The sequence below is a fragment of the Hyphomicrobium sp. ghe19 genome, from assembly GCF_902712875.1.
Taxonomy (GTDB): domain Bacteria; phylum Pseudomonadota; class Alphaproteobacteria; order Rhizobiales; family Hyphomicrobiaceae; genus Hyphomicrobium_B.
The window spans coordinates 4,174,767-4,201,065 of sequence record NZ_LR743509.1; the positions used below are offsets into that span (position 1 = coordinate 4,174,767).

23 protein-coding genes are annotated in these 26,299 nt (G+C 60.5%); 10 read left to right on the forward strand and 13 right to left on the reverse strand.

Going from position 1 to position 26,299, the window contains the following annotated elements; genetic code table 11:
• The first annotated feature begins 2 nt into the window (after positions 1 to 2).
• Positions 3 to 890: a bifunctional methylenetetrahydrofolate dehydrogenase/methenyltetrahydrofolate cyclohydrolase FolD gene (gene folD, locus AACL53_RS19780; RefSeq protein ID WP_339086296.1), complete on the forward strand. Its 888-nt coding sequence runs from the start codon at positions 3 to 5 to the stop codon at positions 888 to 890.
• Between the two features lie 28 nt (positions 891 to 918).
• On the opposite strand, the gene AACL53_RS19785 is transcribed toward folD, so the two are convergent.
• Both AACL53_RS19785 and AACL53_RS19790 read right to left on the reverse strand, forming a co-directional pair.
• On the reverse strand, positions 919 to 1,200 hold the full coding sequence (locus AACL53_RS19785) for a KTSC domain-containing protein (RefSeq protein WP_339086297.1): 282 nt from the start codon (positions 1,198 to 1,200) through the stop codon (positions 919 to 921).
• An 8-nt stretch (positions 1,201 to 1,208) separates the two neighbouring features.
• Positions 1,209 to 2,738, reverse strand: coding sequence for a YifB family Mg chelatase-like AAA ATPase (locus AACL53_RS19790; protein ID WP_339086299.1), 1,530 nt, complete (start codon positions 2,736 to 2,738; stop codon positions 1,209 to 1,211).
• Positions 2,739 to 3,061: 323 nt separating this feature from the next.
• On the opposite strand from AACL53_RS19790, the gene AACL53_RS19795 reads away from it, so the two are divergent.
• Entirely contained in the window at positions 3,062 to 3,268 is a 207-nt protein-coding gene (locus AACL53_RS19795; protein ID WP_339086301.1) for a hypothetical protein, read from the forward strand.
• A 98-nt stretch (positions 3,269 to 3,366) separates the two neighbouring features.
• Here AACL53_RS19795 and AACL53_RS19800 read toward each other — a convergent pair whose 3' ends face one another.
• From AACL53_RS19800 to AACL53_RS19810, 3 genes are all read right to left on the reverse strand, one after another.
• The gene (locus AACL53_RS19800) at positions 3,367 to 3,906 is read right to left on the reverse strand and encodes a hypothetical protein (RefSeq protein WP_339086302.1); all 540 of its coding nucleotides are present in this window, start codon (positions 3,904 to 3,906) and stop codon (positions 3,367 to 3,369) included.
• On the reverse strand, positions 3,903 to 4,853 hold the full coding sequence (gene gshB, locus AACL53_RS19805; protein ID WP_339086304.1) for a glutathione synthase: 951 nt from the start codon (positions 4,851 to 4,853) through the stop codon (positions 3,903 to 3,905). Before gshB ends, AACL53_RS19800 begins: the two co-directional genes overlap by 4 nt.
• Positions 4,854 to 5,026: 173 nt before the next feature.
• Positions 5,027 to 7,261 carry a primosomal protein N' gene (locus AACL53_RS19810; protein WP_339086306.1) on the reverse strand — a complete coding sequence of 745 codons (2,235 nt, stop codon included), beginning with the start codon at positions 7,259 to 7,261 and terminating at the stop codon, positions 5,027 to 5,029.
• 104 nt (positions 7,262 to 7,365) lie between these two features.
• Between AACL53_RS19810 and fsa the strand changes: the two genes are divergently transcribed.
• The 4 genes from fsa (at position 7,366) to AACL53_RS19830 (ending at position 11,582) form a co-directional block, all read left to right on the forward strand.
• On the forward strand, positions 7,366 to 8,022 hold the full coding sequence (gene fsa / locus AACL53_RS19815) for a fructose-6-phosphate aldolase (RefSeq protein ID WP_339086307.1): 657 nt from the start codon (positions 7,366 to 7,368) through the stop codon (positions 8,020 to 8,022).
• 15 nt (positions 8,023 to 8,037) lie between these two features.
• Entirely contained in the window at positions 8,038 to 9,462 is a 1,425-nt protein-coding gene (locus tag AACL53_RS19820; protein ID WP_339086308.1) for an FAD-binding oxidoreductase, read from the forward strand.
• 82 nt (positions 9,463 to 9,544) lie between these two features.
• On the forward strand, positions 9,545 to 10,516 hold the full coding sequence (locus AACL53_RS19825; protein ID WP_339086309.1) for a tyrosine recombinase XerC: 972 nt from the start codon (positions 9,545 to 9,547) through the stop codon (positions 10,514 to 10,516).
• 31 nt (positions 10,517 to 10,547) lie between these two features.
• Positions 10,548 to 11,582, forward strand: coding sequence for a TraB/GumN family protein (locus tag AACL53_RS19830; protein WP_339086311.1), 1,035 nt, complete (start codon positions 10,548 to 10,550; stop codon positions 11,580 to 11,582).
• A gap of 4 nt (positions 11,583 to 11,586) precedes the next feature.
• On the opposite strand, the gene lpdA is transcribed toward AACL53_RS19830, so the two are convergent.
• The 5 genes from lpdA to sucC all read right to left on the reverse strand — a co-directional run bounded on the left by lpdA (position 11,587) and on the right by sucC (position 19,609).
• Entirely contained in the window at positions 11,587 to 12,990 is a 1,404-nt protein-coding gene (gene lpdA, locus AACL53_RS19835) for a dihydrolipoyl dehydrogenase (RefSeq protein ID WP_339086312.1), read from the reverse strand.
• 3 nt (positions 12,991 to 12,993) lie between these two features.
• Positions 12,994 to 14,301 carry a 2-oxoglutarate dehydrogenase complex dihydrolipoyllysine-residue succinyltransferase gene (gene odhB, locus AACL53_RS19840; protein WP_339086313.1) on the reverse strand — a complete coding sequence of 436 codons (1,308 nt, stop codon included), beginning with the start codon at positions 14,299 to 14,301 and terminating at the stop codon, positions 12,994 to 12,996.
• A gap of 18 nt (positions 14,302 to 14,319) precedes the next feature.
• Positions 14,320 to 17,280 (reverse strand): 2-oxoglutarate dehydrogenase E1 component, encoded by a 2,961-nt coding sequence (locus tag AACL53_RS19845; protein WP_339086315.1) that lies wholly within the window; start codon positions 17,278 to 17,280, stop codon positions 14,320 to 14,322.
• A gap of 112 nt (positions 17,281 to 17,392) precedes the next feature.
• Entirely contained in the window at positions 17,393 to 18,292 is a 900-nt protein-coding gene (gene sucD, locus AACL53_RS19850; RefSeq protein WP_339086316.1) for a succinate--CoA ligase subunit alpha, read from the reverse strand.
• 117 nt (positions 18,293 to 18,409) lie between these two features.
• Positions 18,410 to 19,609 carry an ADP-forming succinate--CoA ligase subunit beta gene (sucC, locus tag AACL53_RS19855; RefSeq protein WP_339086317.1) on the reverse strand — a complete coding sequence of 400 codons (1,200 nt, stop codon included), beginning with the start codon at positions 19,607 to 19,609 and terminating at the stop codon, positions 18,410 to 18,412.
• Positions 19,610 to 19,805: 196 nt separating this feature from the next.
• Here sucC and AACL53_RS19860 point away from each other — a divergent pair, with 196 nt between their 5' ends.
• Positions 19,806 to 20,444, forward strand: a complete 639-nt coding sequence (locus AACL53_RS19860) for a 2OG-Fe(II) oxygenase (protein WP_339086318.1) — start codon at positions 19,806 to 19,808, stop codon at positions 20,442 to 20,444.
• Positions 20,445 to 20,504: 60 nt separating this feature from the next.
• Here AACL53_RS19860 and mdh read toward each other — a convergent pair whose 3' ends face one another.
• Complete coding sequence (gene mdh / locus AACL53_RS19865; RefSeq protein ID WP_339086320.1) at positions 20,505 to 21,476, reverse strand: malate dehydrogenase; 972 nt, start codon at positions 21,474 to 21,476, stop codon at positions 20,505 to 20,507.
• A gap of 176 nt (positions 21,477 to 21,652) precedes the next feature.
• Positions 21,653 to 22,756, reverse strand: coding sequence for a cell division protein ZapE (gene zapE / locus AACL53_RS19870; protein ID WP_339086321.1), 1,104 nt, complete (start codon positions 22,754 to 22,756; stop codon positions 21,653 to 21,655).
• A gap of 275 nt (positions 22,757 to 23,031) precedes the next feature.
• On the opposite strand from zapE, the gene AACL53_RS19875 reads away from it, so the two are divergent.
• Together AACL53_RS19875 and AACL53_RS19880 are read left to right on the forward strand one after the other, a co-directional pair.
• Positions 23,032 to 23,628: a GNAT family N-acetyltransferase gene (locus tag AACL53_RS19875; RefSeq protein WP_339086322.1), complete on the forward strand. Its 597-nt coding sequence runs from the start codon at positions 23,032 to 23,034 to the stop codon at positions 23,626 to 23,628.
• A gap of 275 nt (positions 23,629 to 23,903) precedes the next feature.
• Entirely contained in the window at positions 23,904 to 24,032 is a 129-nt protein-coding gene (locus tag AACL53_RS19880; RefSeq protein ID WP_339086324.1) for a hypothetical protein, read from the forward strand.
• A 286-nt stretch (positions 24,033 to 24,318) separates the two neighbouring features.
• Here the strand turns inward: AACL53_RS19880 and AACL53_RS19885 are convergent, their stop codons facing one another.
• Positions 24,319 to 24,912, reverse strand: a complete 594-nt coding sequence (locus tag AACL53_RS19885) for a hypothetical protein (RefSeq protein ID WP_339086326.1) — start codon at positions 24,910 to 24,912, stop codon at positions 24,319 to 24,321.
• 339 nt (positions 24,913 to 25,251) lie between these two features.
• Between AACL53_RS19885 and AACL53_RS19890 the strand changes: the two genes are divergently transcribed.
• Positions 25,252 to 26,277: an aldo/keto reductase gene (locus tag AACL53_RS19890; RefSeq protein ID WP_339086327.1), complete on the forward strand. Its 1,026-nt coding sequence runs from the start codon at positions 25,252 to 25,254 to the stop codon at positions 26,275 to 26,277.
• The last annotated feature ends 22 nt before the right edge of the window (positions 26,278 to 26,299 follow it).

Consider the following 26,299-nt stretch of genomic DNA (forward strand, 5'->3'; position numbering starts at 1 on the left):
GAATGTCCGTGGCGCAGATCATCGATGGGAAAGAGATTGCGGCGAAGGTCCGCGCTGAAGTGGCGGCCGAGGTCGCGCGTCTTCAGAAAGAACATGGCCTGAAGCCCGGACTTGCCGTCGTGCTTGTCGGCGAAGATCCGGCCAGCAGGGTCTACGTTGCGAACAAGGCCAAGCAGACCGTCGAAGTCGGCATGAACTCCTGGGAGCATCGCCTTCCGGCTGAAACGCCCGAGGCCGACGTGCTGTCGCTCGTTCAGAAGCTCAACGACGATCCGTCCTGCCACGGCATTCTCGTGCAGCTGCCGCTACCGAAGCACATCAACGCCGAGAAGGTGCTGAACCTGATCAGCCCCGACAAGGACGTCGACGGCTTTCACCCGGTGAACGTCGGCCGGCTTTGGGTTGGCGAACGCGCACTCGTCCCTTGCACGCCGACCGGCTCGGTCATCCTCGCGAAGAGCGTGCATTCGAACCTGTCGGGCTTCAATGCAGTCGTCATTGGCCGCTCGAACATCGTCGGCAAGCCGGTTGCGGCGCTGCTGCTCAGGGAAAACTGCACGGTGACGATCGCGCACTCGCGCACGAAGAACATTGAAGACGTCGTTCGGGCCGCCGATCTCGTCATCGCCGCCGTCGGCATTCCGGAAATGGTCAAGGGAAGCTGGATCAAGCCCGGCGCTACCATCATCGACGTCGGCATCAATCGCGTTCCGTCGGACAACGGAAAGACGAAGATCGTCGGCGACGTTGCCTACGAAGAGTGCGCGAAGGTCGCAGGCGCGATCACGCCGGTTCCCGGCGGCGTTGGCCCCATGACGATCGCGTGCCTATTGCGGAATTCCGCTCAGGCCGCGGCGATGCAGGCCGGCGTCAAGTCTGCTTTCGGCTGAGCCGACACGTTAACGTTCGTGGCCCAAGTCAGTGAATTGTGCGCCGGGACCTTCGTGTCCCGGCGTTTTTCGTTGATCGCCAGCGGCGCGTTTCAACGCACTCTTCGCATGCGTAGCGGCCGCGAATGCGGGTCTTGAAATATTCCGCGACGGACGCAGCGTTGACGAGCCCCTCGTATTCCCGGCCCGGCACCCCGAAGTAGGTGATGCAGCTGCCGTTCGAAAAAATGATGTCCAGCGTCCGGCTAGCAGCGTCGTATTCAGCGGCATGAATGACCGACGATTTCTGAAACTCCATTTTCTTCACCATTCTCGACTTCACGATACTCTGACTTGCCGCAAGGTCTCCCCTCGATAGCTCAGGGCTTCCGCGACATGAGCGCGAGCCACTGTCTCACAACTCTCCAGGTCCGCTATCGTTCGAGCGACCTTGAGCGTGCGGTGAAAACCTCGCGCCGATAATCCAAGAGTTCCGGCCGCATGGCGGAGCAGCGCCACGCCCGCTTCATCGGGCGTCGCCGTCTGTTCGAGAAGCGTTGCCGAGCAATCGGCATTCGTGCGGACGCCTTTTGCGCCCAGCGCCGCGAAGCGCGTGCGTTGACGATCGCGAGCCGCGGCGACGCGAGAGCGGACTTCGGCGCTTCCTTCGGACGGCGCGGGCAGAACAAGATCAGCCGCTGATATCGCCGGGACCTCGATCTGCAGATCGATGCGGTCCAGCAGCGGCCCCGACACGCGCGCCTGATAATCGCCAGCGCAGCGCGGACCGCGACGGCACGGTTCGCCGGGATTGCTGCCCCCGCATTTGCACGGGTTCATCGCCGCGATCAGCTGAATGCGGGAGGGGTAGGCAATACGGTGGTTCGCGCGAGCGATGACGGTTTCGCCCGACTCCAACGGCTGGCGCAAAGCGTCAAGCACGTTCGGCTGGAACTCGGGCAGCTCATCGAGAAAGAGGACGCCATGGTGCGCAAGCGAGACCTCGCCGGGGCGAGGGCGCGAGCCGCCGCCGACGAGCGAGGCCATGCTCGCCGAATGATGCGGCGCGCGAAATGGGCGTTCGACCGTGAGCTTGCCGCCGACGAGCTCGCCCGCGAGCGAATGCACCATCGAGACTTCAAGGATCTCTTCGGGTTGCAGATGCGGAAGGATCGACGGCAGGCGCGAGGCGAGCATCGATTTGCCGGAGCCGGGCGGCCCGATCATCAGCAGGTTGTGGTTCCCCGCCGCTGCTATTTCCAAGACGCGCTTGGCTGTTTCCTGGCCTTTGATATCGCGGAGGTCGGCCGCATAGCTCTGCGTCGGCAGGACGTTGGGCTCGGGCCGCGACAGCGTCTGCGTGCCCTTGAAGTGATTGACGAGCGACAGGAGATGCGGGGCCGCCAGGATGGCGAGGTCCTCGCTCGCCCACGCCGCTTCGGGGCCCGAGGCTGCGGGGCAGATGAGACCCTTGCCGATGGCGTTGGCGCCCATTGCAGCCGGCAGCGTGCCCGGCACGGCGCGTATCGAGCCGTCCAGCGCCAGTTCGCCGATCGCGGCATAGCCTGCGATGGCGTCGGGCGCGATGGCCTCCATCGCGCACATCATCGCGAGCACGATGGGCAAATCGAAATGGCTGCCTTCCTTCGGCAGGTCGGCGGGCGCGAGGTTGACCGTGATGTGCTTGAAGGGGAGCCCGAGACCGACGGCGTGGAGGGCGTTGCGGACGCGTTCGCGGCTTTCGGCCACCGCCTTGTCGGGCAGGCCGACGATGGCGAAGGCGGCGGCTCCAGGGGTCACGCGGACCTGCACTTCGACAGGCCGTGCCTCGATGCCGATGAACGCGAGCGTGGAGATCTGACCGTACATTTTGCTCCCCCAAGGAGAGCTAATCAGCGGGGTGAGATAAAGTCAAGAACGAAGGGGGAACATTCAAGCCATACTAGATATAGTAATTGTTGTCTATGCTACCCCCAATATCTGCCGCTGATTTGTTGACGGATTTTAGGCGTCCATTCATAGTTTTCTCGTTCGAATCACTTCGAGCAAAAAAGAAAGCTCCGCACGTGATCAGACGTGCGAAGCTTATTTGCAACCGCCGGTTGAGGGCGGCAACTTAGTATGCTTCGGCACGATGAATCAATCGGCTGAATCGGTCAAGCCCTCAACTGGCTACTCTTATGGAGTAGCTAATGAAGAAGACTATCGGCAGTCCGAGCCATCGGCTCACCTTTGAAGACGCTGTTAAGATCTGGCTTTTGAGTTGGGCTGGCGAACTTCAAAGCCGGATCGCCGCACAATTCGACGTCAATGGCGGCCGCGTCAACGAAGTCCTGAAAGAGCATCGTCACCGGGGCAGTCGGCAAGAGGCCCTTTTGCGCTTGAAGAAGTCAGCTTAGACTTTATGGCGTCGGCTGGCTTTGCTCGTCCGCCGGCGCCAACCAATGTGCCACCTAAACGCAAAGCATTAGATCCCAAAGAGTAGTTCAAAAGCCGCTCACCCCTTCGTCATCACCAGCGTCATGCCGATCAAGCTTGAATTCGTGAACTGGATTTCGACCGCCTGCTTATCGTTGCGGACGTCGATGTCCATGTTGGCGGTAACGTCGGTGCCTTGGATGACGACGTGAAAGCCCTTCGGCGTGACGTCGCCGATCAGGTCGCCTTCGAAGTTATGGATCGTTTCCTTCCAATGCCCGGACAGTTTGCCGGCGGACTCCTTCACATTGCTGACGATCTCGACGGCGCCGCCCGCCGTGGCGCAGCGGATCGTCTGTTTCAGTTCGTCCTCGGTGTCCGTCAAAAGGTAAGTCGCGCGGCATTTGATTTTTTCGGCCGGGCTCTCCTTGTAGCCAATCATGCCGATGCCCGACCATCGCCCGAGCAGCGGCGCGAACGGTGAGGCGGTAACGGCCTGCGCTTCATTCCATGGCAACGCGGGGGCAACGAACAAAAGCGCCGCGAGCAAGCTTGCGATCGTGATCGATCTCATCGTGAATTGGCCTTTCATCATCCTGATATCGACACGCGCGTTCATGCTTGCGATCTTCTCTTGTCTTCGATGACGTCCCAGATCATCGCGGCGATGTCGTTGCCGCCGAACTTCTTCACCTGACGAATGCCCGTCGGGGACGTGACATTGATTTCGGTGATGTACGGGCCGATGACGTCGATGCCGGTGAAGATCAGTCCGCGGCGTTTCAATTCGGGTTTGAGACGGGCGCAGATCTCGCGGTCGCGGTCTGTCAGTTCAACGGCCTGCGCGGTGCCTCCGACGTGGAGGTTCGAACGCGTTTCTCCGGCCTGGGGAACGCGGTTGATCGCGCCTGCGATTTCGCCATCGACCAGGATGATGCGTTTGTCGCCGTCCTTCACCTCGGCGCGGAATTCCTGCACCATGAAGGGTTCGCGGAACACGGTTTGAAAGAGCTCGACGAGGGAGCCGAGATTGCCGTCCTCCGGTCTGATGCGGAATACGGCGGCGCCGCCGTTGCCGTAGAGCGGCTTGACGATGATGTCCTTATACTCGGCGCGGAACGCCTGCACGTCGGCGAGCGAGCGCGTGACGAGCGTCGGCGGCATCAGGTCGAGGAAATCCAGGACGAACAGTTTTTCCGGCGCGTTGCGAACGCTTGCCGGATCGTTGACGACGAGCGTTTTCGGGTGGATGCGTTCGAGCAGATGGGTCGTGGTGATGTAGGCCATGTCGAACGGCGGATCTTGCCGCAGCAGGACGACATCGAGGTCGCCCAGATTTTCGATGCGCGGATTTGAAAGCGCGTAGTGCGCGCCGTGCTTATCTTCGACCTTCAACGACTGACCGCGCGCGAGAAGCTTGTCGCCGTGCAACGCGAGATCGAACGGCGTGTAATAGAAAATATCATGTCCGCGCTTCTGCGCTTCGAGGAGTATGGCGAACGTCGAATCGCCGCTAATGTCGATGCGATCGATCGGGTCCATCTGGACGGCAATGCGAAGGGGCATAAAAGACTTTCGTACGTGGTGTTGAAATCGCAGGAGCCGCAAGGCTCTCATCGTCGTTTAGACGATTTGCGCACCGGGCGGAATGATTGGAAACGCGCTCGCCAGTAAGCCCAGCTGCTTATGGCAAACATGCCGCACACGCATTCGAAAGGCGGCGTCAAATCAGAGCCGGATCAGAGGAAATTGTAGGGGTCGATATCGACGGTGATGCGGACGTCGGACTTGAGTTTTGGAATCATTCCAGCCCATGCCCGCAAATAGCATTGCAAATCGACGTCGCGCGGGGCTTTCACGAGAAGCCGCCAGCGGTGACGGCCGCGGACGACGGCGATCGGGGCTTCGGAGGGACCGAGCACCGAAATCATTTCGCTCGTGGGCGCGCGGCGCGCAATTTCGCGGGCGACCTGCTCGGTCAGCGCTTTGTCGCGTGCCGAGACTATGATTGCCGCCAACCGGCCATAGGGGGGCAGAAGGCCCGCTTGGCGCGTCTTGACCTCGTAGTTCAGGAAGGCGTTGCGGTCTCCGGCGACGATTGCGGTCATCACCGGGTGATCGGGCGAATAGGTTTGCACGAAGCCGCGGCCGACGAAGCTCGTTCGTCCGGCGCGGCCCGTCACCTGATGCAAAAGCTGGAACGTGCGTTCGGCGGATCGCGGGTCGGCTCCGTGTGCCAGCCCCAAATCACCGTCGACGACGCCGACGAGGGCGAGGCCCGGAAAGTTATGGCCCTTCGCGACGATCTGCGTGCCGATGATGATGTCGAACTCGCGGGCTTCGATGCCGCGTATCATCTCGCGCATCTCGGGCAATCCCGGAATGAGATCGGACGAGAGCAGCGCGACGCGCGCGTCAGGGAAACGCTCGGCGACTTCCTCCTGCACGCGCTCGACACCAGGGCCGCAGGCAACAAGCGAACCAGGCGCGGCGCACTTCGGGCATTTCTCCGGAAGCGATAGCGAGAAGCCACAGTGGTGGCATGTCAGCTTTTTCTTGAAGCGATGCTCGACAAGCCAGGCTGTGCATTGCGGACATTCAAGGCGATGGCCGCAGGATCGGCACAAGGTCAGCGGCGCGTATCCACGCCTATTCAAAAACAGCAGCGTTTGCTGACCTTTTTCGAGTGTCTCCGTCATCGACGCAACGAGACGCTCAGCCAGCCATTTGCCCGGTACCAGCTTTTCGGAGCGGAGATCGATCGCCGATACGTCCGGCATTTCGACGCCTGAAAAGCGGCCTGGGAGAACGGCATGGCGATAGCGCCCGATGAGCGCGTTCACGTGGCTCTCGATCGACGGCGTCGCGGAGGCGAGGATGACGGGGAATTTTCCGAGGTTGCCGCGAACCACGGCCATATCGCGCCCTTGATAGTGGACGCGGTCATCCTGCTTGAAACCCTGGTCGTGCTCTTCGTCGACGACGATGAGGCCCAGTTCGCAGAACGGCAGGAACAATGCCGAGCGCGCACCGACCACACAGCGTACGTCTCCGCGTGCGACGCCTTTCCAGATGCGGCCGCGTTCGGCTGGACTGAGTGCGGAATGCCATTCGACAGGGGGCGCGCCAAAGCGGCGCGCGAAGCGGTCGAGGAACTGGCTCGTCAGCGCAATTTCGGGGAGCAGAATGAGGGTTTGGCCGCCCGCCTTGAGCGCGCGCGCTACGGCCTCGAAGTAGACCTCGGTTTTGCCCGAGCCCGTGACGCCGTCGAGCAAGGTGACGGAGAAATTGGCGGCATCAACGGCGCTGCGCAGGCTTTCGACTGCACGCGTCTGATCGGCGGTGAAGCCCGTTTCTCCATGACCAGGCTCCGGTCGCGGAAAGCTCCGCTCGGGGATCGCCACTTCGACGAGCATGCCGGCAGCGGCGAGGCCATCGACCACGCCCGTCGAACAGCCGGCGAGATTTGCGAGATCGGATTTCGCACGGACAAGACCATCGGCTGCGATTTCCATGACGCGGGTGCGCGCCTGGGTCATTTTCGGCGGCGGGGTCGCGCCTTCGACGATGCACACGCCGAAACGATGTTTAGGCGGCTCGAACGCGGCGTCGGCGCTCATCATCATGCGCGCGACCATGCCGAGCGGCGCCAGCGTGTAGCGCGCGACCCATTCGGCGAAGCGCATCGAAATTTCGGGCAGGCACGGTGCGTCAATGCGGCTCGTCAGGGCCTTGAGCTTCTTCGGATCAACGGGCTTACCCTCGCCGCGCGGACCGTCCCAAATGATCCCTATGCGCGTCTGCGGCCCAAACGGCACCAGCACGAACGTGCCAGGTGCGGCGTCCATGCCTTCCGGCACGAGATAGTCGTAGGTCTGGTCGAGCGCCACAGGCATGAGTACAGGCACGCTGCGGGCGGCCTCGACGGTGCTGTTATCCAGAATTTGAAGCAGGCTATCCAAAGGGGCGTTCAACGGACTAGAAGCTTCCTCCGAGAATCGGTCGTGCTAGGTTTGCCGGGAAGTTGCGGCGCACCAAAGGCAGGGCCAAGACTTAAGGACGAGGTGAGGAGAAAGAAATGAAATTCTTCGTCGATACCGCCGACGTGACCGAGATCAAAGAGTTGGCGGCGACGGGCTTGCTGGACGGCGTTACGACGAACCCGTCACTTGTTGCCAAAGCCGGCCGCGACTTCAAGGAAATCGTCAAAGAGATCTGCGCGGTGGTGCCGGGTCCCGTATCTGCCGAGGTCGCCGCGACCGACTACGCCGGCATGATGCTGGAAGCCGAAGTGCTGCGGAAGATCGCGAAGAACGTGACCATCAAGGTCCCGCTGACGCTGGACGGTCTCAAAGCCTGCAAAGCTCTGACGGGCGACGGCACGATGGTGAACGTCACGCTGTGCTTTTCCGCCAACCAGGCGTTGCTCGCGGCGAAGGCCGGGGCGACGTTCGTTTCGCCGTTCATCGGTCGTCTCGACGACATCGGTCTCAACGGCATGGACGTCATTCGCGAAATCCGCGCGATCTACGACAACTATCCGGATCTCTCGACCGATATTCTTGCAGCATCGATCCGCACGGTGAACCATGTGAAGGAAGCGGCCCTCATCGGCGCCGACGTCGCGACCATTCCTCCGAGCATTCTGAAGGCGCTGGTGAAACATCCGCTTACGGATGCCGGTCTCGTCACCTTCGTCAACGACTGGAAGAAGACCGGACAAACGATCGCGTGAGGCAGGCACGGCAAAGTGCGAGCACGGACCTTATCCAACGATCTGATCGGACGCTTCGCACACATCGTCGGCGACGCGAATGCGTTGACGCGCGCCGAGGACCAAGCCGGATATCTCACCGAGTGGCGGGACCGCTACACCGGTAAGACGCCCGTCGTTCTCCGTCCGGGTTCGACGGATGAGGTTTCGCGCATTCTCGCGCTTGCCGACGCCGAGAACGTTGCAATCGTTCCGCAAGGCGGCAACACGGGGTTGGTCGGCGGACAGATCCCATCGGCCGCGGGTAATGAGATCGTGCTGTCCCTCGGCCGTCTCAAAGCCATTCGCGACGTCGATGCGGCCGGCGGGACGATGGTCGTCGAAGCCGGTGTCACGCTGCACGCGGCGCAGGTCGCGGCCAACGAAGCTGGGCGCATCTTTCCGTTGAGCCTGGCTTCGGAAGGCAGCGCGCAAATCGGCGGCGTGCTCGCGACGAACGCGGGCGGCACAGCGGTTCTCGCATATGGAAATGCGCGCAGCCTGACGCTCGGTCTTGAAGCCGTTCTTGCCGACGGCCGCGTTTGGCATGGCTTGCGGCGGCTCAAGAAGGACAACACCGGTTACGATCTGCGCGATCTTCTGATCGGCTCGGAGGGTACGCTCGGCGTCATCACGGCGGCTTGCGTGAAGCTCTTTCCGACGCCTGCGGAACGGGAGACGGCGATCGTCGCGCTGCAATCGCCGCAACATGCGCTCCGGCTCTTTCGGATGGCCGAAGCGGAAGCTGGAGGATCGCTCACCGCATTCGAGTTCTGGGCGCATCGCGCGCAAGAGTTCGCGCTGAGCTACGTTCCGGGTCTCCGCGACCCCTTCACGGACGCTTATCCTTGGTATGCGCTGATCGAGCTCTCGCATGGCGGGACCGGGGCGCGCGTCGCGAATACGATCGAACGAATGCTGACGAATGCGCATTCGAAGGGACTGATCCTCGACGCCGCCATTACGCGGTCACTTCGGCAGGCGGAGGATTTCTGGCGCTTACGCGACGCCTTTTCCGAAGCGCAAAAGGGCGCGGGTGGAAGCATCAAGCACGATATCTCGGTGCCGGTTGCGCGCATTCCAGAGTTTCTCGAACGCGCTGCCGTTGTCGTCGAGGACATTTGCCCAGGTGCGCGGCCGGTTCCCTTCGGACACTTCGGGGACGGCAACCTGCATTACAACGTGAGCCAACCCGAGGGGATGGACCGCGCTCGGTATCTCGCGCTTTGGGATACGATGTCGGAGGCGATCTTCGAAGTTATTTCGCAACTCGACGGTTCGATTTCGGCCGAACACGGAATCGGACAAATGAAGCGGGACGCTCTCGTCCGTCATAAGTCCGCGGTCGAGATCGACATGATGCGCGCCATCAAGCGTGCGCTCGATCCCAAGGGGATCCTCAATCCGGGTAAGTTGCTTTAGCCAAGCATCGCGTTAACGTTTGATTAACCAACGCGGGTAACGTTCGGAAGCATGTGCCGAACACCGGCATGGGGAACAGCCATTGGCGCAATCGCTGGACGACGTATTTGCCGGAGACGCCGAGCTGCCGCTCAGCGACGATCTCAAGAGCGTCATCGTGGCGTGGCTCGATCATCTGGTCGTGGAGCGCGGGCAAAGTGCTGCGACGCGCGAAGCCTATGAGCGCGATGCTCGCCAGTTCCTCGCATTCCTCAAAACGAAACTTGGTCATCCGCCGTGTCTCAGCGATCTCGAACAGCTGGACGCGAAGACGATACGGGCTTTCCTCGCCGGGCGTCGTAAGGCAGGCGTGACGTCGCGGTCGCTCGCCCGGTCGCTATCGGCGCTGCGCACATTGTTCCGCTGGCTGGAACGCGAGGAAACTCTGAAAAACCGCGCGATCTTGCAAGTCGCCGCGCCGAAGATCCCGCATTCCATTCCGAAGCCTCTGACCGTTCAGGGTGCAGCCTCGCTGATCGAGCACGATGGTGGCGACGCCAGAGACTGGATCACAGCCCGCGATGTCGCGGTCATGCTGTTGCTCTATGGATCGGGGCTGCGCATCAGCGAAGCCTTGAGCCTCATGCCACGCACCGCGCCGATCGATGGGCGCGATATCATGCACGTGACAGGCAAGGGCGGTAAGGAGCGGCTGGTCCCAGCGCTCGCCGTCGTCTCCGAGGCGATTTCCAAATATATGAGGCTTTGTCCGTATCCTCTTGAACCGGACAAGCCGCTCTTTCGCGGGGCTCGGGGCGGACCGTTGTCGCCGCGCCTCATCCAGCTCGCGATGGAGAAGTTGCGTTACGAACTTCAGTTGCCGGACACGGCGACGCCGCATGCGCTGCGGCACTCCTTCGCGACGCACCTGCTTTCGGCAGGCGCGGATTTACGCCAAATTCAGGAGCTTTTGGGTCACGCCTCGCTGTCGACGACGCAAGTCTATACGGAAGTGGACCGGGCGCGCTTGCTGACGGTGTACGATCAGGCCCATCCGAGAGCGTCTCGCAGTTGAAGGCCGCTCCGACTTGTTCATGAGTATCGCCATGACGTCTTCCCGCCGACTGAGGTTTGGCCGCCGTTCGCTTTATGCTCTGGCGGTTTTTGCTCTCGCATTCGTTGCAGGACCCGTCGCTGCGGAGGACGCGCCCGCACGATGTCAGGGCACCGACATGCTCGCCGAGATGCAGGTCAAGCAGCCCGCGCTCTACGATAAGATCATGGCGGAGAGCAAAGCGACGTCCAACGCCGAGGCCATGCTTTGGAAAGTCGAAAAGCCCGGCGTTCCGGCATCCTATTTGTTCGGGACGATGCACCTCAGCGATCCGCGCATCACCGAACTTCCAGCAGCAGCGATCGACGCCATCGCGCATTCGAAGTCGGTGGCGCTTGAGGTTGCAGATCTATCTCCGGAAGCCGTGGCGGCGGCAATGGCGAAAGCTGCCGGGCTCATTGTCTATACAGACGGGGGCTCTCTGAAGAGCGCGCTTTCGGCAGACGACTACAATAAGGTTGAGCGAGTCGTCGTCAAATCCGGCATGCCGGGGAACTTGGCGGCGATGATGAAGCCCTGGCTCGTCAGCATGCTGCTCGCGACGTCCGATTGCGAGCGCAAGCAGATCGCTTCCGGCAAGGTCGTTCTAGATCTCCGCGTTGCGGCAGAGGCCAAGAAAGCCGGCATCTCCGTTACGGGATTGGAGACGATTGAGGGCCAGCTTCGTGCGCTTGCGTCCATTCCCGACGATCAGCAAGTGGCGATTTTGAAAGTCGAACTCGACACCATCGACCGTGCCGACGACATGATGGAAACGATGGTGCAGATGTACGTGAAGCGGCAGATCGGTGCCGCGATGCCATTCCAATTGGCGCTTGCGGCCAAAAGCGGAGCGTCTCCGGACGTTTTCGATGGGTTCAAGAAGGCGTTGCTGATCGACCGCAACGCAGGGATGCGCGACGCGGCGTTACCGCTGCTTGAGAAGGGCAATGCCTTCGTCGCGATCGGCGCGCTGCATCTCCCCGGCCCGACCGGGCTTGTCACGTTGCTGCGCGAGTCGGGCTACACCGTCACGCCGATCGAGTAGTGCGTCAGAAGTGGATGGCGCGCTTTGCCACGGCGAGCGCCGCTTCCTTGACCGCTTCCGAGAACGTCGGATGCGCGTGGCAGGTGCGGGCCAGATCTTCCGCCGAGCCGCTGAACTCCATCAGAACGCAAGCTTCCGCGATCAGCTCGCCAGCATTGGCGCCGATGATGTGGACGCCGAGAACGCGATCGGTCTTGGCATCTGCAAGGATTTTCACGAAGCCGTCGGTCATATGGATCGCTTTAGCGCGGCCGTTCGCGGTGAACGGGAACTTGCCGACGTTGTAGGCGATCCCCGCGGCCTTCAGTTCCTCTTCGGTCTTGCCGACGCTCGCGACCTCGGGGCTCGTATAGATGACGTTCGGGATCACATCGTAATTCACGTGCCCTGCCTGGCCGGCGATGATTTCCGCGACGGCAACGCCTTCGTCTTCCGCTTTGTGCGCCAGCATGGGACCGGCGATGACGTCGCCGATGGCGAAGACGCCCGTGACGTTCGTTTGATAATGGCCATCGACCAGAACGCGCTTTTTTGGATCGAGCGCGATACCGGCTTCAGCGAGGCCCAGTCCCTCGGTGAAGGGCACGCGGCCGACGGCAACGAGCACGGCATCGGCCTCGACGGATTCGGCAACGCCGCCTTCCGCAGGTTCGACCTTCGCCGTCACGCCCGTGTCCGTCGTTTCGACTGCTGAGACCTTGCTCGACAGACGGAATGCAATCCCCTGCTTTTCGAGGATGCGCTGGAACGACCGGCCGATTTCGGCGTCCATGCCGGGCAAAATGCGGTTCAAATATTCGATGACGAGGACTTCCGAGCCGAGACGCCGCCAAACGGAGCCGAGTTCAAGCCCGATGACCCCGGCGCCGACGACGAGCAGCTTTTTCGGCACGGTTATGAAGTCGAGTGCGCCGGTTGATGAGACCACGCGCTTTTCGTCGATCTCGATGCCGGGAAGCCGCGTCACGTCGGAGCCCGTCGCGATCACGATCCATTTCGTCTCGAGCGTCTGCGTCTCGCCGCTTGGCGACGTGACGGCGACCTGACCCGATTTGACGATGCGGCCGGTGCCGAAAACGCTGTCGATCTTGTTCTTCTTCAGCAGATAGGCGACACCGTCGACGTTGCCTTTAACGCCTTCGCGTTTGAACGCCTGCATCTTCGCGAGGTCGAGCGTCGCGTCGGTGTTGATGCCCATCGATGCGAAGCCATGCTTCGTCTCGTCATAGGAATGCGAGGCGTGGAGCAGGGCCTTCGACGGAATACAGCCGACGTTCAAGCAGGTGCCGCCGAACGTCGCCCGCTTTTCGACGACGGCAACCTTCATCCCGAGCTGCGCGGCGCGGATTGCGCAGACGTATCCGCCAGGACCGGTGCCGATAACGATGAGATCGTACTGCGCTGCCATCCCTTAAAGCTCCAGGATGAAGCGCTGCGGATCCTCAAGGCATTCCTTGACGCGAACAAGGAAGGTCACGGCTTCTTTGCCGTCGACGATGCGGTGATCGTAGGAGAGCGCTAGGTACATCATCGGCCGGATGACCACCTGGCCGGCGCGGACGACGGGGCGTTCCTCTATGCGATGCATGCCGAGAATGCCGGCCTGCGGCGCATTCAAAATCGGTGTCGACATCAGCGATCCGTAGACGCCGCCGTTCGAGATCGTGAATGTGCCGCCCTGCATGTCCTCGATCGACAGCTTGCCGTCTCTTGCCCGCTTGCCGAACTCATTGATGCGCTGCTCGATCTCAGCGAGGCTCATGCGATCGGCATCGCGCACGACGGGAACGACGAGGCCTTTCTCCGTCCCGACAGCGACACCGATATGGTAATAATTCTTGTAGATCAGATCGTCGCCGTCGATCTCGGCGTTGACAGCCGGGACGTCGCGCAGCGCCTGGATGCAAGCTTTGACGAACAGTCCCATGAAGCCGAGCTTCACGCCGTGGCGCTTCTCGAAAATGTCTTTGTATTGCGAGCGGAGCGCCATCACGGCGCTCATGTCGACATCGTTGAACGTCGTCAGCATCGCAGCGGTATTCTGCGCATCCTTGAGGCGGCGGGCGATGGTCTGGCGCAGCCTCGTCATCTTGACGCGTTCTTCGCGTGTCGCGTCGTTGCCGGGCGAGGGAAGCCGCGTTTCCTGCGGCACGGCCTTCAGCGTCGGCGTGGTTTGAATCGCAACAACGTTCGTCGCGGGCGCGGAGCTTAGAACCTCATGCACCGGCGGAGGCGCGGCCGGTCTCGGCGCCGATGCGGTGGCGTTGACGACATCCTCTTTCAGGATTTGCCCGCGCCTTCCCGAGCCACGTATTTCCGAGGCTTCGAGGCCGGCTTCGGTCAGCGCCTTCTGCGCTGCCGGGGGTGGCGGAGGAGGAGCACTTGCGGCTGCGGGAGGAGCCGGCTTTTCCGTCTCGCGCTCGGGAGCCGACTGCGCGGGCTGAGGTTTCGCCGCGGTCTTTTGCGTTTGAGACTTGGCGCCGCCTTCGCTCAATGCGGCGAGCAGCGATCCCACGGCGACTGTCGATCCGGATTGAACGAGAATTTCGCCGAGCACTCCTGAGGAGGGCGCCGGGACTTCAAGCGTCACCTTGTCGGTTTCAAGCTCGACGAGCGGCTCGTCCGCGTTGACGGTATCGCCTTGCTTCTTGAACCATTTGCCCACAGTCGCTTCCGTTACGCTTTCTCCGAGCGCGGGGACGCGAATCTCGATCGACATCTGAGCCTCTCAGCCTTCCTAAGTTCCGAGCGCGTCGGCGACGAGCGCGGTCTGCTCCTTGATATGCTGCGAAAGTAATCCAGTCGCGGTGGACGCGGATGCGGGCCGTCCTGCATACCGCGGACGGCGATGTATATATCCCAGGTGGTTCAGAACCCACTCGATATTCGCATCCATGAAGTACCAGGCACCCATATTTTTGGGCTCCTCCTGACACCAGACGATCTCGGCGAACTTGAAGCGGCCGAGTTCCTGGATAAATGCGCGTGCCGCAAACGGATAAAGCTGTTCGACGCGAAGAATATAGACGTCGTCACGGCCTTGCGCGTCGCGCGCGTCGAGAAGGTCATAATAGACCTTGCCGGTACAGATGACGACGCGCTTGATCTCGTTGTCGGGCTTGAGCTTGACGGTCGAGGTGCCGCGTTCGGCGTCGTCCCACAGCAAGCGGTGGAAACTCGCGTTCGGGCCGAAATCCTCGATCTTGGAGGCGACGCGCTTGTGGCGCAGCAGCGACTTCGGCGTCATCAGAATCAAGGGTTTGCGGAAATTGCGATGCAACTGCCGGCGCAGAATATGGAAGTAGTTTGCGGGCGTCGTGCAGTTGGCGACCTGCCAATTGTCTTCGGCGGAAAGCTGCAGATAGCGCTCGAGGCGTGCCGAGGAGTGCTCCGGTCCCTGGCCCTCATAGCCGTGCGGCAACAGGCATACCAATCCGGACATACGCAGCCACTTGCGCTCACCCGATGACAGGAACTGGTCGAAGATGACCTGCGCACCGTTCGCGAAGTCGCCGAATTGCGCTTCCCAAAGTGTCAGCGCATTCGGTTCGGCGAGGGAATAGCCGTATTCGAAGCCTAGAACCGCTTCTTCCGACAACATCGAGTTGACGATTTCGAAGCTCGCCTGATTGGTCGAGAGGTGCTTCAACGGAGAAAACCGGCGCTCGTTTTCCTGGTCGATGAAAACGGCGTGACGCTGCGAGAAGGTGCCACGTTCGCAATCCTGGCCGGACAGGCGGACGCGGAAGCCCTCCATCAAAAGCGACGCGAACGCCATGTGCTCGGCCATCGCCCAGTCGATGCCCTGGCCCGTATCGATCATCTCGCGACGGCGCTCGAGCAGCTTGCCGGCCGTCTTGTGGATGTGGAAATCGTTCGGGATCGTGGTGATGCGATGCCCGATATCTTTCAGCGTATCGAGCGCGATGCCCGTGTTGCCGCGCCAATCATCGCTATCGGGGCGGGTGATGCCGGACCAGCGTCCGTCGAGCCAGTCGGCCTTGTTGGGCTTATAGCCGTCGGAGAAACTGAACTCCTTGTCGAGGTTGGCGCGGACCGTCGCCTTCATCTCGGTGAACTCGGCGGGGGTCATCACACCCTCATCCATGAGTTCTTTCGAATAGATGTCGACGACCGTCGGGTGCGATTTGATGCGCTTGTACATCGCCGGCTGCGTGAACATCGGCTCGTCCGTCTCGTTGTGACCGTGACGGCGATAGCAGAACATGTCGATGACGACGGGCTTCTGGAAGCGCTGGCGGAACTCGGTCGCGATTTTCGCGACGTGGACGACGGCCTCGGGACTGTCGCCGTTGACGTGGAAGATTGGCGCTTCGATCATCAGCGCCACATCCGAACAATAGGGCGATGACCGCGAGTGATGCGGCGCGGTCGTAAAGCCGATCTGATTGTTGATGATGAAGTGAATGGATCCGCCGGTCCGATGGCCCCGGAGACCCGAGAGGCCGAAGCATTCGGCGACCACACCTTGGCCTGCGAACGCGGCGTCGCCGTGAATGAGAAGGGGCATGACCCGCGTGCGATCGCCGCTTGGGCAGCCTGCCTGGTCCTGCTTCGCGCGGACTTTGCCGAGCACGACCGGATCGACGATTTCGAGATGCGAGGGATTAGCCGTCAGCGACAGGTGAACGGTGTTACCGTCGAACATGCGATCGGACGACGCGCCGAGGTGGTACTTCACATCGCCCGACCCTTCGACGTCGTCGGGTTTGAACGACCCGCCCTTGAACTCCTTGAAGATGGCGCGGAGCGGCTTCGACATCACGTTCGCGAGCACGTTGAGACGGCCGCGGTGGGCCATGCCCATCGCAATTTCCCGAACGCCCAAATGGCCGCCGCGCTTGATGATCTGCTCGAGCGCGGGAATGATCGATTCCGCGCCGTCGAGGCCAAAGCGCTTCGTGCCAGTATATTTGAGGTCGCAGAATTTCTCGAAGGTTTCGGTCTCGATCAGCTTTCGCAGAATGGCCTTGCGGCCCTCGGGCGTGAAGCGAATGTCTTTCTCCGCGCCTTCGATACGCTCCTGGATCCAGCCTTTTTGCGTCGGGTCGGTGATGTGGGTGAACTGGACGCCAATTTTCCGGCAGTAGGTCCGCCGCAGGATCGTAACGATCTGGCGCATCGTTGCCGTTTCGAGTCCCATCACGCGGTCGATGAAAATGGGGCGATCGAGATCGGCTTCGGTAAATCCGTAGGTTTCCGGCATCAGTTCGCGATGGGCGCGGCGATCTGCGAGACCGAGCGGATCGAGGTCTGCTGCCAGATGGCCGATCACGCGATAGGCGCGGATCAGCATCAGGGCGCGAATGGAATCCTGCGTCGCACGGAGGGACGCTGCCGGCGTCATCTCGAAACCGGCGATCTGCGCGCGGCGTTCGATCTTATCGCGAATGGTGCGCTCGGCTTCGCCGTAGTCGCCCGTCAGTGCACCAACGAGATCGCGATCCGATCCATTCTCATTCAGAAGCGCCGACAATGGTGGCGCCCAGGCCGGTCCTCCGGACGCCGGGATTGCGGACGGGGGCTCTTTGATGCTTTCGAAAAACCTTCGCCATTCATCGCTGACGGCGCCCGGATTGCGCTCGTATTCAGCCTGCATATCTTCGATGTAGGGCGCGTTGGCAGCGCTCAAAAAGGAGGTGCGTAGAAAAGCTTCGTTTTGGCCATTTCGTGCCATGAAATTCGTCCTTATTCATACTCCAGAAGCATCGCCTTCATGCTCTGGATGACGCGGACAAGACCGGATAATGCGTGCCGCCGGTCGTTCGGCCTATTCGTTCTGGCGGAGGCTACGCTCGCAAGACTTCAACAAGAGTACGACCTAGAGCGGCGGGGCTCGGCGCGATGGCGATGCCTGCGGCTTTCATCGCCTCAAGCTTGTCCTCTGCCTTACCCTTGCCGCCCGAAATGATTGCCCCGGCATGACCCATGCGCCGCCCAGGGGGCGCCGTCACGCCAGCGATGAAACCTGCCATCGGCTTTTTGCGTCCCTTCTGCGCTTCGCGCATCAGGAACTCAGCGGCGTCTTCCTCAGCGGAACCGCCGATTTCGCCGATCATAATGATCGACTGCGTGTCGTTGTCGGAAAGGAACAGGTCGAGGACGTCGATGAATTCCGTGCCCTTGACGGGGTCGCCGCCGATGCCGACGGCGGTCGTCTGCCCGAGCCCAACATCAGTTGTTTGTTTCACGGCCTCATATGTGAGCGTTCCGGAGCGCGATACAATGCCCACGGAGCCCTTCTGGAAAATGTTGCCGGGCATGATGCCGATCTTGCACTGGCCAGGCGTCAGGAGGCCCGGACAGTTCGGGCCAACGAGGCGCGACTTCGAACCATCGAGGGCCCTTTTGACGCGAACCATATCCATCACGGGGATGCCTTCGGTGATGCACACGATGAGCGGCAAGCCCGCGTCGATGGCTTCGAGAATGGCGTCAGCCGCGAAGGGCGGGGGAACATAAATCGACGTTGCCGTAGCACCCGTCTTGGCGACAGCCTCGCCGACGCTGTCGAAAAGCGGAACGTCCGCGAGTTCGGCGTCGGGGTGCTTGGAGCCGCCCTTACCGGGTGTGACGCCGCCGACGATCTTGGTGCCGTAAGCCCGGGCCTGCTTCGTATGGAAGGTGCCTTGGCTTCCCGTTATTCCCTGGCAAATGACCTTGGTATTCTGGTCGACAAGAATAGACATTCCAACCCCGCGTGAAGGCGTGTCTCAACGCCTAAATGTTGCGCATTTTTTGCAGTGCAGCAAGTAGAACCGGCTGATTAACCCGTAAGCTTACGAAGTTTCAATCGCGCGACGCTGCTAAGCTGCGTTCTTCAGCTGATCGGTGATTTTCTTGGCGGCGTCGGCGAGATCGTCGGCAGGTATGATTTTCAGGCCCGATTCCTTCAGAATTTTCTTGCCGAGATCCACGTTCGTCCCTTCCAGCCGGACGACGAGCGGGACTTTGATATCCATCTCGCGCGCGGCGGCGACGACGCCCTCCGCGATGATGTCACAACGCATGATGCCCCCGAAAATGTTGACCAAGATCCCTTTGACCGACTCGTCTGCCAGAATGATCTTGAACGCCGCCTGAACCTTTTCCTTCGAGGCGCCGCCGCCGACATCGAGGAAGTTCGCGGGCTCGGCACCGTAAAGCTTGATGATGTCCATGGTCGCCATGGCGAGACCGGCGCCGTTGACGAGGCAGCCGATGTTGCCGTCCAGCTTGACGAAGGCGAGATCGTATTTCGAAGCTTCGATTTCGGTCGGATCTTCCTCGCCGAGATCGCGCAGGGCGACGATTTCGGGATGGCGGTAGAGCGCATTTGAATCAAAGTTCATCTTGCCATCGAGGCAGATGAGCTTGCCGTCCTTCGTGACGACGAGGGGATTGATCTCGAGGAGGCTCATGTCCTTCTCGACAACCATCCGATAGAGGTTTTCAACAAGGTTTCCACAGGCTTTCAACTGATCGCCCTTGAGGCCCAGCGCGAAGCCAACCTTGCGGCCATGGAACGGTTGATACCCGGTCGCCGGGTCGATGGTGAGGGTGTGGATTTTTTCGGGCGTGTCGTGGGCCACGTCCTCGATGTTCATGCCGCCGGCTTCGCTGACGATGAAAGCAACGCGCGACGTCGCGCGGTCGACAAGCGCCGAGAGATAAAGCTCGCGCGCGATCGCGGAACCGTCTTCGATATAAAGCCGGTTGACGACGCGGCCTGCAGGGCCGGTCTGGACGGTCACGAGCGTCTTGCCGAGCATTTCGCTCGCGAACTGCTCAACCTCTTCCAGGGACTTCGCGAGGCGGACGCCGCCCTTGTCCCCGGCCGACGGCTGCTTGAACTTACCTTTACCGCGGCCGCCGGCGTGGATCTGGGCCTTGACGACCCAAACGGGGCCGGGAAGTTTTTTCGCGGCCTCGACCGCCTCTTCCACGGAAAATGCGGGAAACCCGGTCGGGGTCGGCACGCCATATTCCCGGTACAGTTCTTTGGCCTGATATTCGTGGATGTTCATAACCCTGCCCTCACAGAACAAATCTCCGTCATCATGCGCATCGCGGCAGCGCGTGCCGCTTTTTGTCCAAATTCCCAACGATAAGGTCGCGGCGCCCCGGCATTTTCGGGGTGCGCCCAGGCCGCATATTGAGTTGGCCACGCAAGAACCGTAAACCCGGTTCCGATACTCGCTTAGTCAATAACGGGGAACGTCCATGACATTTGCCTGCATCAACATCGACGGCCTGAAGGCCGCGCGCACTGGCCGCGATCCCTTCAATTTCCTGGTCGGCGAGAATTTCATCCAGCCGTCGACCATCGAGCCGCTGAAAAAGGATTTCCCCGATCTCAAGGAGCCGGGGTTTCTGACAGAGTCCGACATTGGAGAGGGAATCCACGGCGCCTTCCAGAAGCTGCTCGCAGATCTGAAGAGCCCTGAAGTTTCGAAGATCATCTCCGAGAAACTCGATATCGATCTCGTCGGTAAGCCGAAGATGATCACCATTCGCAAGCTCTCGGCTGCAAAGGACGGACGCATCCACACGGACGGCGAAGCCAAGATCGCGACGATGCTCACCTATCTCAACGATAAGTGGGACGGCACCGGAGCCGGTTGCCTGCGCGTTCTGCGCAACGATCACGACTTCGAGGATTACGTCGAGCAGATCAGCCCGCTCACCGGCACGGTTTTCGCCTTCCGGCGCTCCGATTCTTCGTGGCATGGGCACACGCCGTTCGTTGGCGAACGTCGCGTTGTTCAAATGACGTGGCTCAGAAGCGAAGCCGACGTCGCCCGCAAGGAGAAGCGCGGCGCGCTCTCGCACAACCTCAAGAAAATGTTCAAGTTCGGCTGAGGCCGAAACTCTTATCTCATCTCCTTGAGGGTGGCGTGCCGGCACGGTTGCGCCACCCTTTTAGTTTGCGAGGACCGGATTGATTTTCTTGCAAGCGTCGATGAGGCCCTGCACGGAAGCGACCGACTTCGCAAACATCGCCTGTTCGCCGTCATCCATCGAAAGCTCGACGATCTTCTCGATACCGCCAGCTCCGATGACGGCGGGAACGCCGACGTAGGTGTCCTTGATGCCGTATTCGCCGCTCAGATAGGCGGCGCAGGGCAGCATGCGCTTCTTGTCCTTCAGATAGCTCTCGGCCATGGAGATGGCGGAAGCTGCCGGGGCGTAGAATGCCGAGCCCGTTCCCAGAAGGGCGACAATCTCGCCGCCGCCGCCGCGCGTACGCTTGATCATCGCGTCGAGGCTTTCCTGGCTGAAGAAGCCGAGCTTCACGCAGTCGGGAAGCGGAACGCCGCCGATCGTCGAGTAGCGGATCATCGGCACCATGTCGTCGCCGTGGCCGCCGAGCGTCAAGGCGCGAACGTCCTCGATCGAAACGCCGGCCGCTTCGGCGAGGAAGCAAGAAAAGCGGGCGCTATCGAGCACGCCTGCCATGCCGACGACTTTGTTCGTGGGGAGCCCGGTGAATTTCTGGAGGGCCCAAACCATGGCATCGAGCGGGTTGGTGATGCAGATGACGAAGGCGTTAGGAGCATGGGTTTTGATCGCGGCGCCGACCTGCTCCATCACTTTCAGGTTGATGCCGAGGAGATCGTCGCGGCTCATGCCGGGCTTGCGGGGGACGCCGGCGGTGACGATGCAAACGTCCGCTCCGGCGATTGCCGCGTAGCCGTCGGGGCCGGCGCCGGAAAGCTTGGCATTATATCCTTCGACGGCGGCGGTCTGCGCCAGATCGAGGGCTTTTCCCTTCGCGACACCTTCTATGATGTCGGTCATGACGATGTCGCCGAGTTCCTTGAGGCCTGCCAGCAGGGCGAGCGTGCCACCAATCTGTCCCGATCCGATCAGTGCAATCTTGGTGCGCGCCATGCTGCTCCCCCAGGGATGACCAAAGTTATGTTTGCCGACAAACCCGCGACGTTGGTTGCTGCCTAATCAAATTCCTCGGTCCGTCAAGCACAAGCCGCAACTTTCATCCCAAAATCCAGTCGCGCGCGATGATTTCTTTCGACGCGGCTCGACATGTGGTCCGGCACGAGGCGCTGTCAGTGGCGGGTGCGGCCCCCGGAATGGCCCGCCAAATAGGCTTCCGAACGCATTTCGGTCAGCCGAGACGCGGTTCGCTGGAAGAGATCGGCGCCATCGCCCTTGGGGTAAAGCGCGGACGGCTCAGCCGCGGCAGAGGCGATGAGACAGATCCGGCCATCATAGAGAGCGTCGACAAGATTGATGAAGCGGCGCGCGACGTCCCGCCGGTCAGGTGTGAGCAAAGGGATCCCATCAATAATGACGGTGTGGAAGGCGTGGGCGATATGGATGTAATCGTTCGCGCCCAATGGCCGATCGCAAAGGTCGGCGAACTGAAAGCGGGCGACGCCCATCGACGCAACCGGCACCTGGAGTTTGCGGCCTTTGACATCCAGCGTTTGCGGTTTTCCGGGATGATTGCCGGTCAGCCGTTTCCAATGCGCATCGAGAGCGGCTTTGGCGGCGGTATCGATGGGATGAAAGTAAAGCGTCGCGCCTGAAAGCTTATCGAGCCGGAAATCCTTCTTCGCGCCGAGTTCGACCACATCGAGCCGCTTTTCCAGCGCCGATATAAAGGGAAGGAAAAGCTGGCGATTGAGACCGTTCTTGTAAAGCTCCGATGGGCGCGCATTCGACGTCGCGACGACGACGGTGCCTGCTGCGAAGAGCGCTTCGAACAACCGGCCTAGGATCATGGCATCGGCGATATCGGTGACGTGCATCTCATCGAAGCACAGAAGCCGCGCTTCCTTTGCGATACCTTCCGCGACGTGCGGAATTGGATCGCCGTCGACAGTCTTTCGGGCTTCGCCGATGCGGTCATGCACGTCGGCCATGAATTCGTGGAAATGCGCACGCCGTTTCGGCTCGAAGGATGTCTCCTCAAAAAAGAGGTCCATCAGCATTGTCTTGCCGCGGCCGACCGAGCCCCAAATGTAGAGGCCCTTCGGCGGCACCGGCGGTTTGCTGAACACTTTCGCCAGCATGCCGTTCTTCGGCCGATACGCCGCGAGTTCAGTTTCCAGATCGTCGAGACGTATCGCGAGTGCGGCCTGCGCAGCATCAGGCTCGATCTCTTGCTCGGCGAGCCGCCGCTTATATCCATCCGTGATCGTCGCCATCCGGCCCCCAATCGTCATCGTTCTCGGTAGTCGGCGGAAGCCGTGAGATGCAACAGCGGATCGCCGCGACGAATTGGGGTGCGCCGAATGTCGCCCTCCAATTGCGTCGCCTCGCTCAGCGCCGAGCAATCAAAGGTTCTGTGCCACCCGTCGCCTAAAAACGCATTGCTGCTGTGCAGCATTTTCTATCGCCCAACACAGAATAAGTCCCATTTTAGGGGAGGTTACAAGCGCTTAGCGCGCGGCGGCGCGGCGTGACACGAGGAGAACGAATAATGTTGAAAGAGGCCCCGGAAGCAAGCGCGGACCGGCTTGGCGCCATCAGGCGACTGCTGACAAGCGAGAGCTACCTACTCGCCGAACATTTGCAACGGCTCGACCCCGAGGCGCGTCATCGCCGTTTCAGTCACGATGTTTCGGATGAATTCATCACTCGATATGCGTCGCATGCGGGCGATTTCGGCAACGTGACGTTCGGCTATTTCGTCGACGGCGAATTGCGTGCTGTCGCGGAATTGCGTCCGGATGATCTCATGCATCGCCCCGGTGCGGAGGTTGCATTTTCAGTGGAGAAGCCGTTCGTCGATCGCGGGATTGCTACACAGTTGATGGGTCGCGTGATACGCACTGCACGCAATCGCGGACTGCGCCACCTCATTCTCGTGTGCTTGCCCGATAACGCGAAGATGCAAGCGATCGCGCGTCACTACGGAGCAGAGATCAAGGTCGAGGACGGGTCCGTCATCGCCGACATCATTCCGAAAGATCCGGATTATCAATCGTGGGTCGGCGAATTGTTGGACGAGCCAATGACGTACATTCGCTCTGCGCTCGATTTCCAAAAGCGTCTCAGAGGCGCGGCCGAATTGTAATTGCGATTGGGTGTCAGAACGCGAATTGAGTAATTCGAAATGGCTCAATTCAGATACAACGAGATGTTTGCAACGCGGTAATTCGAGCCCGCGAGTCGGTCTAAAGGCCAATAGACGTCGAAAAATAAGAAAAATTGAGTCATTATCGCAACAGTTTGCGTTAATAAACGCCTTTTTGCCCGCGATTTCAAACTTCTCCGTCTACAAAGCTCTCGAATTTGCTCATGTTTGTGAAGTTCGAGCTGATTCGAACATCCTAGAGGGAGATTAATACTATGGCTAAGGCAGCTAAGACCGTTAAGGCAGTCGCGAAGCGCAAGAAACCCGTTGCCAAGAAGGCAGCACCTGCGAAGAAGACCGTCAAGAAGGCAGTCAAGAAAGTCGCTAAGCGGAAAGCCGCTTAATTCCATTTCGCGTCCCGGAGCTCTGGACTGGGCACTCAGGCTTCGGACGCAAATGCAAATGGCGAACGGGCGCTCTCGAAGCGCCCCTTTCTCTCCAAACGGCACTATCCAATGGCCGGGCGATTGCGATAAGCATCACCGGCCATATCTTTTTTCCGATATAAGCTCGCAATTCCGGCAATCCGGCCGATGCATTTGCCGCCGATATCGGATGGGCAATCCCCATGCGTTCAGTCTAAACAGCCAAATATGAGCAGGCCGATTGCTCGACCTGCTCATATTGCATTTAGCCGACGCGGAACACGGCACCGGCGACTGACCTCGCCCGCTCGCGCACTGCGTTTCCGTCGTTGCCGGATTTTACGATCCACTGTCCGTTGGACGCGCGTCCGGTGATCATGCCGACGTGATGCGGCCAGACGACCACGGCACCGACCTGCGGTCCGCTCGCGCGTCCGTAGCGCTTCCAGTTGGCAGCAAGATTGTATTCTGGACCGCCGCCCAACTGCGTGCGCATCCACCAACCGCACCAGGCGCGCGGACGGCCGCCTACGCTGCCACCACCGGCCGACGCATATTTGCGGCCGCTGTAGGAGCGGTGCTGAGCGTACTTCCGGTGGCCGCTGCCGCTATTGGCATAATGACGGCGTGTTCCGTAACGAGACGCATAACCGGAACCAGACTTTCGGTATGAGGATTGACGGTGGGCAGAACGACCGCGCTGAGCGTAGCGGGCCGAATACTGGCGCTTGCCAGCCGAATGCGCATGGGAGCGCTCGTATCGGTCACCTTTGTAACCGTGTTGAGGGCGGGCCTCCGCAGATGCCATTCCGGCAAACCAAGCAAAACACATCGCCACTGCGATTAAACTCAATCGCATTTTAACTCTCCTTACTACTTGTCTTCACAAACGGGGCGCACTCACCGTCGTAATGGGGCGAAAACAAGAGAGGATTCGACGCGCGGCATATCGTCTTGCGGATGCACAACTGGCGCGATATTGGGAATTTCCGTCTATTTATTAAAAAGTTAACTCAAATAAGACCGTGTACAGAAGATTTTATTTACTACTTTGGGTCGAGTAAATTGTGAAGTTTGCGTAAGGAACGATGCCATATGTGATCGATTTTAACCGTCATATCGGGCGTTTTTTGAACCGGGGGTGCGGCGACAATCCGCACGCAGACGCCTAAATCGCCGCCAAAAGAGAGCTGCTCAGATGGAATTCCGAAGACTTGGCGCATCCGGACTATCGGTTCCACTCTTGAGTTTTGGCGCAGCCACGTTCGGCGGTTCGGGCGAATTCTTCAGCGCGTGGGGCTCTACCAATGTCGCGGAGGCGCGCCAAATGGTGGATCTCTGCCTCGATGCCGGCGTCACGCTTTTCGACACCGCCGACATTTACTCCAATGGAAATTCCGAGACGGTGCTTGGCGAAGCTCTGAAGGGCCGCCGAGACAAAGCTCTCATTTCGACGAAAGCGACATTCCGTTTCGGTGACGATCCCAACGCCGTCGGATCATCGCGTTTTCATCTATTGAAAACCTGCGAACAGGCGCTGAAACGTCTGCAGACGGATTACATCGATATTTTCCAGCTTCACGGCTTCGATGCGTTGACGCCGCCGGAAGAAGTGCTCTCGACGCTCGATCAACTCGTTCGCGACGGTAAAATTCGCTACGTAGGCGTATCGAATTTCTCCGGCTGGCATTTGATGAAGTCGCTCGCCGTCGCCGATCGCTACGGCTATCCGCGCTTCGTCGCGAACCAGACTTATTATTCTCTTGTCGGTCGCGATTACGAATGGGAGCTCATGCCGCTCGGTCTCGATCAGGGTCTCGGCGCGCTCGTCTGGAGTCCGCTCGGGTGGGGACGGCTTACCGGCAATATCAGACGTGGGCAGCCGTTGCCGGAGACGAGCCGTCTTCATAAGACGGCGGAGCAAGGACCGCCTGTTCCGGACGAGCATGTATATAAAGTCGTCGATGCTCTCGATGAGATCGCGAAAGAAACCGGCAAGAGCATTCCGCAGATCGCGCTCAATTGGCTATTCCATCGCCCGACGGTTTCGAGCGTCATCATCGGTGCGCGCAACGAGCAGCAACTTCGGGACAACCTCGGTGCGGTCGGCTGGAGCCTGACGCCCGAGCAAATGAAGAAGCTTGACGCCGCCAGCGAGACGGCGAAAGCCTACCCTTATTGGCATCAGATGAACTTCACGGAACGCAACCCGCCGCCGGTTTGAGAGGCGGAGGTGCATTGTCACA

Coding starts and splice junctions, on each gene's coding strand:
- folD (WP_339086296.1), top strand. CDS start 3: ATGTCCGTGGCGCAGATCATCGATGGGAAAGAGATTGCGGCGAAGGTC.
- AACL53_RS19785 (WP_339086297.1), bottom strand. CDS start 1,200: ATGGTGAAGAAAATGGAGTTTCAGAAATCGTCGGTCATTCATGCCGCT.
- AACL53_RS19790 (WP_339086299.1), bottom strand. CDS start 2,738: ATGTACGGTCAGATCTCCACGCTCGCGTTCATCGGCATCGAGGCACGG.
- AACL53_RS19795 (WP_339086301.1), top strand. CDS start 3,062: ATGAAGAAGACTATCGGCAGTCCGAGCCATCGGCTCACCTTTGAAGAC.
- AACL53_RS19800 (WP_339086302.1), bottom strand. CDS start 3,906: ATGAACGCGCGTGTCGATATCAGGATGATGAAAGGCCAATTCACGATG.
- gshB (WP_339086304.1), bottom strand. CDS start 4,853: ATGCCCCTTCGCATTGCCGTCCAGATGGACCCGATCGATCGCATCGAC.
- fsa (WP_339086307.1), top strand. CDS start 7,366: ATGAAATTCTTCGTCGATACCGCCGACGTGACCGAGATCAAAGAGTTG.
- AACL53_RS19830 (WP_339086311.1), top strand. CDS start 10,548: ATGACGTCTTCCCGCCGACTGAGGTTTGGCCGCCGTTCGCTTTATGCT.
- lpdA (WP_339086312.1), bottom strand. CDS start 12,990: ATGGCAGCGCAGTACGATCTCATCGTTATCGGCACCGGTCCTGGCGGA.
- odhB (WP_339086313.1), bottom strand. CDS start 14,301: ATGTCGATCGAGATTCGCGTCCCCGCGCTCGGAGAAAGCGTAACGGAA.
- AACL53_RS19845 (WP_339086315.1), bottom strand. CDS start 17,280: ATGGCACGAAATGGCCAAAACGAAGCTTTTCTACGCACCTCCTTTTTG.
- sucD (WP_339086316.1), bottom strand. CDS start 18,292: ATGTCTATTCTTGTCGACCAGAATACCAAGGTCATTTGCCAGGGAATA.
- sucC (WP_339086317.1), bottom strand. CDS start 19,609: ATGAACATCCACGAATATCAGGCCAAAGAACTGTACCGGGAATATGGC.
- AACL53_RS19860 (WP_339086318.1), top strand. CDS start 19,806: ATGACATTTGCCTGCATCAACATCGACGGCCTGAAGGCCGCGCGCACT.
- mdh (WP_339086320.1), bottom strand. CDS start 21,476: ATGGCGCGCACCAAGATTGCACTGATCGGATCGGGACAGATTGGTGGC.
- zapE (WP_339086321.1), bottom strand. CDS start 22,756: ATGGCGACGATCACGGATGGATATAAGCGGCGGCTCGCCGAGCAAGAG.
- AACL53_RS19875 (WP_339086322.1), top strand. CDS start 23,032: ATGTTGAAAGAGGCCCCGGAAGCAAGCGCGGACCGGCTTGGCGCCATC.
- AACL53_RS19880 (WP_339086324.1), top strand. CDS start 23,904: ATGGCTAAGGCAGCTAAGACCGTTAAGGCAGTCGCGAAGCGCAAGAAA.
- AACL53_RS19885 (WP_339086326.1), bottom strand. CDS start 24,912: ATGCGATTGAGTTTAATCGCAGTGGCGATGTGTTTTGCTTGGTTTGCC.
- AACL53_RS19890 (WP_339086327.1), top strand. CDS start 25,252: ATGGAATTCCGAAGACTTGGCGCATCCGGACTATCGGTTCCACTCTTG.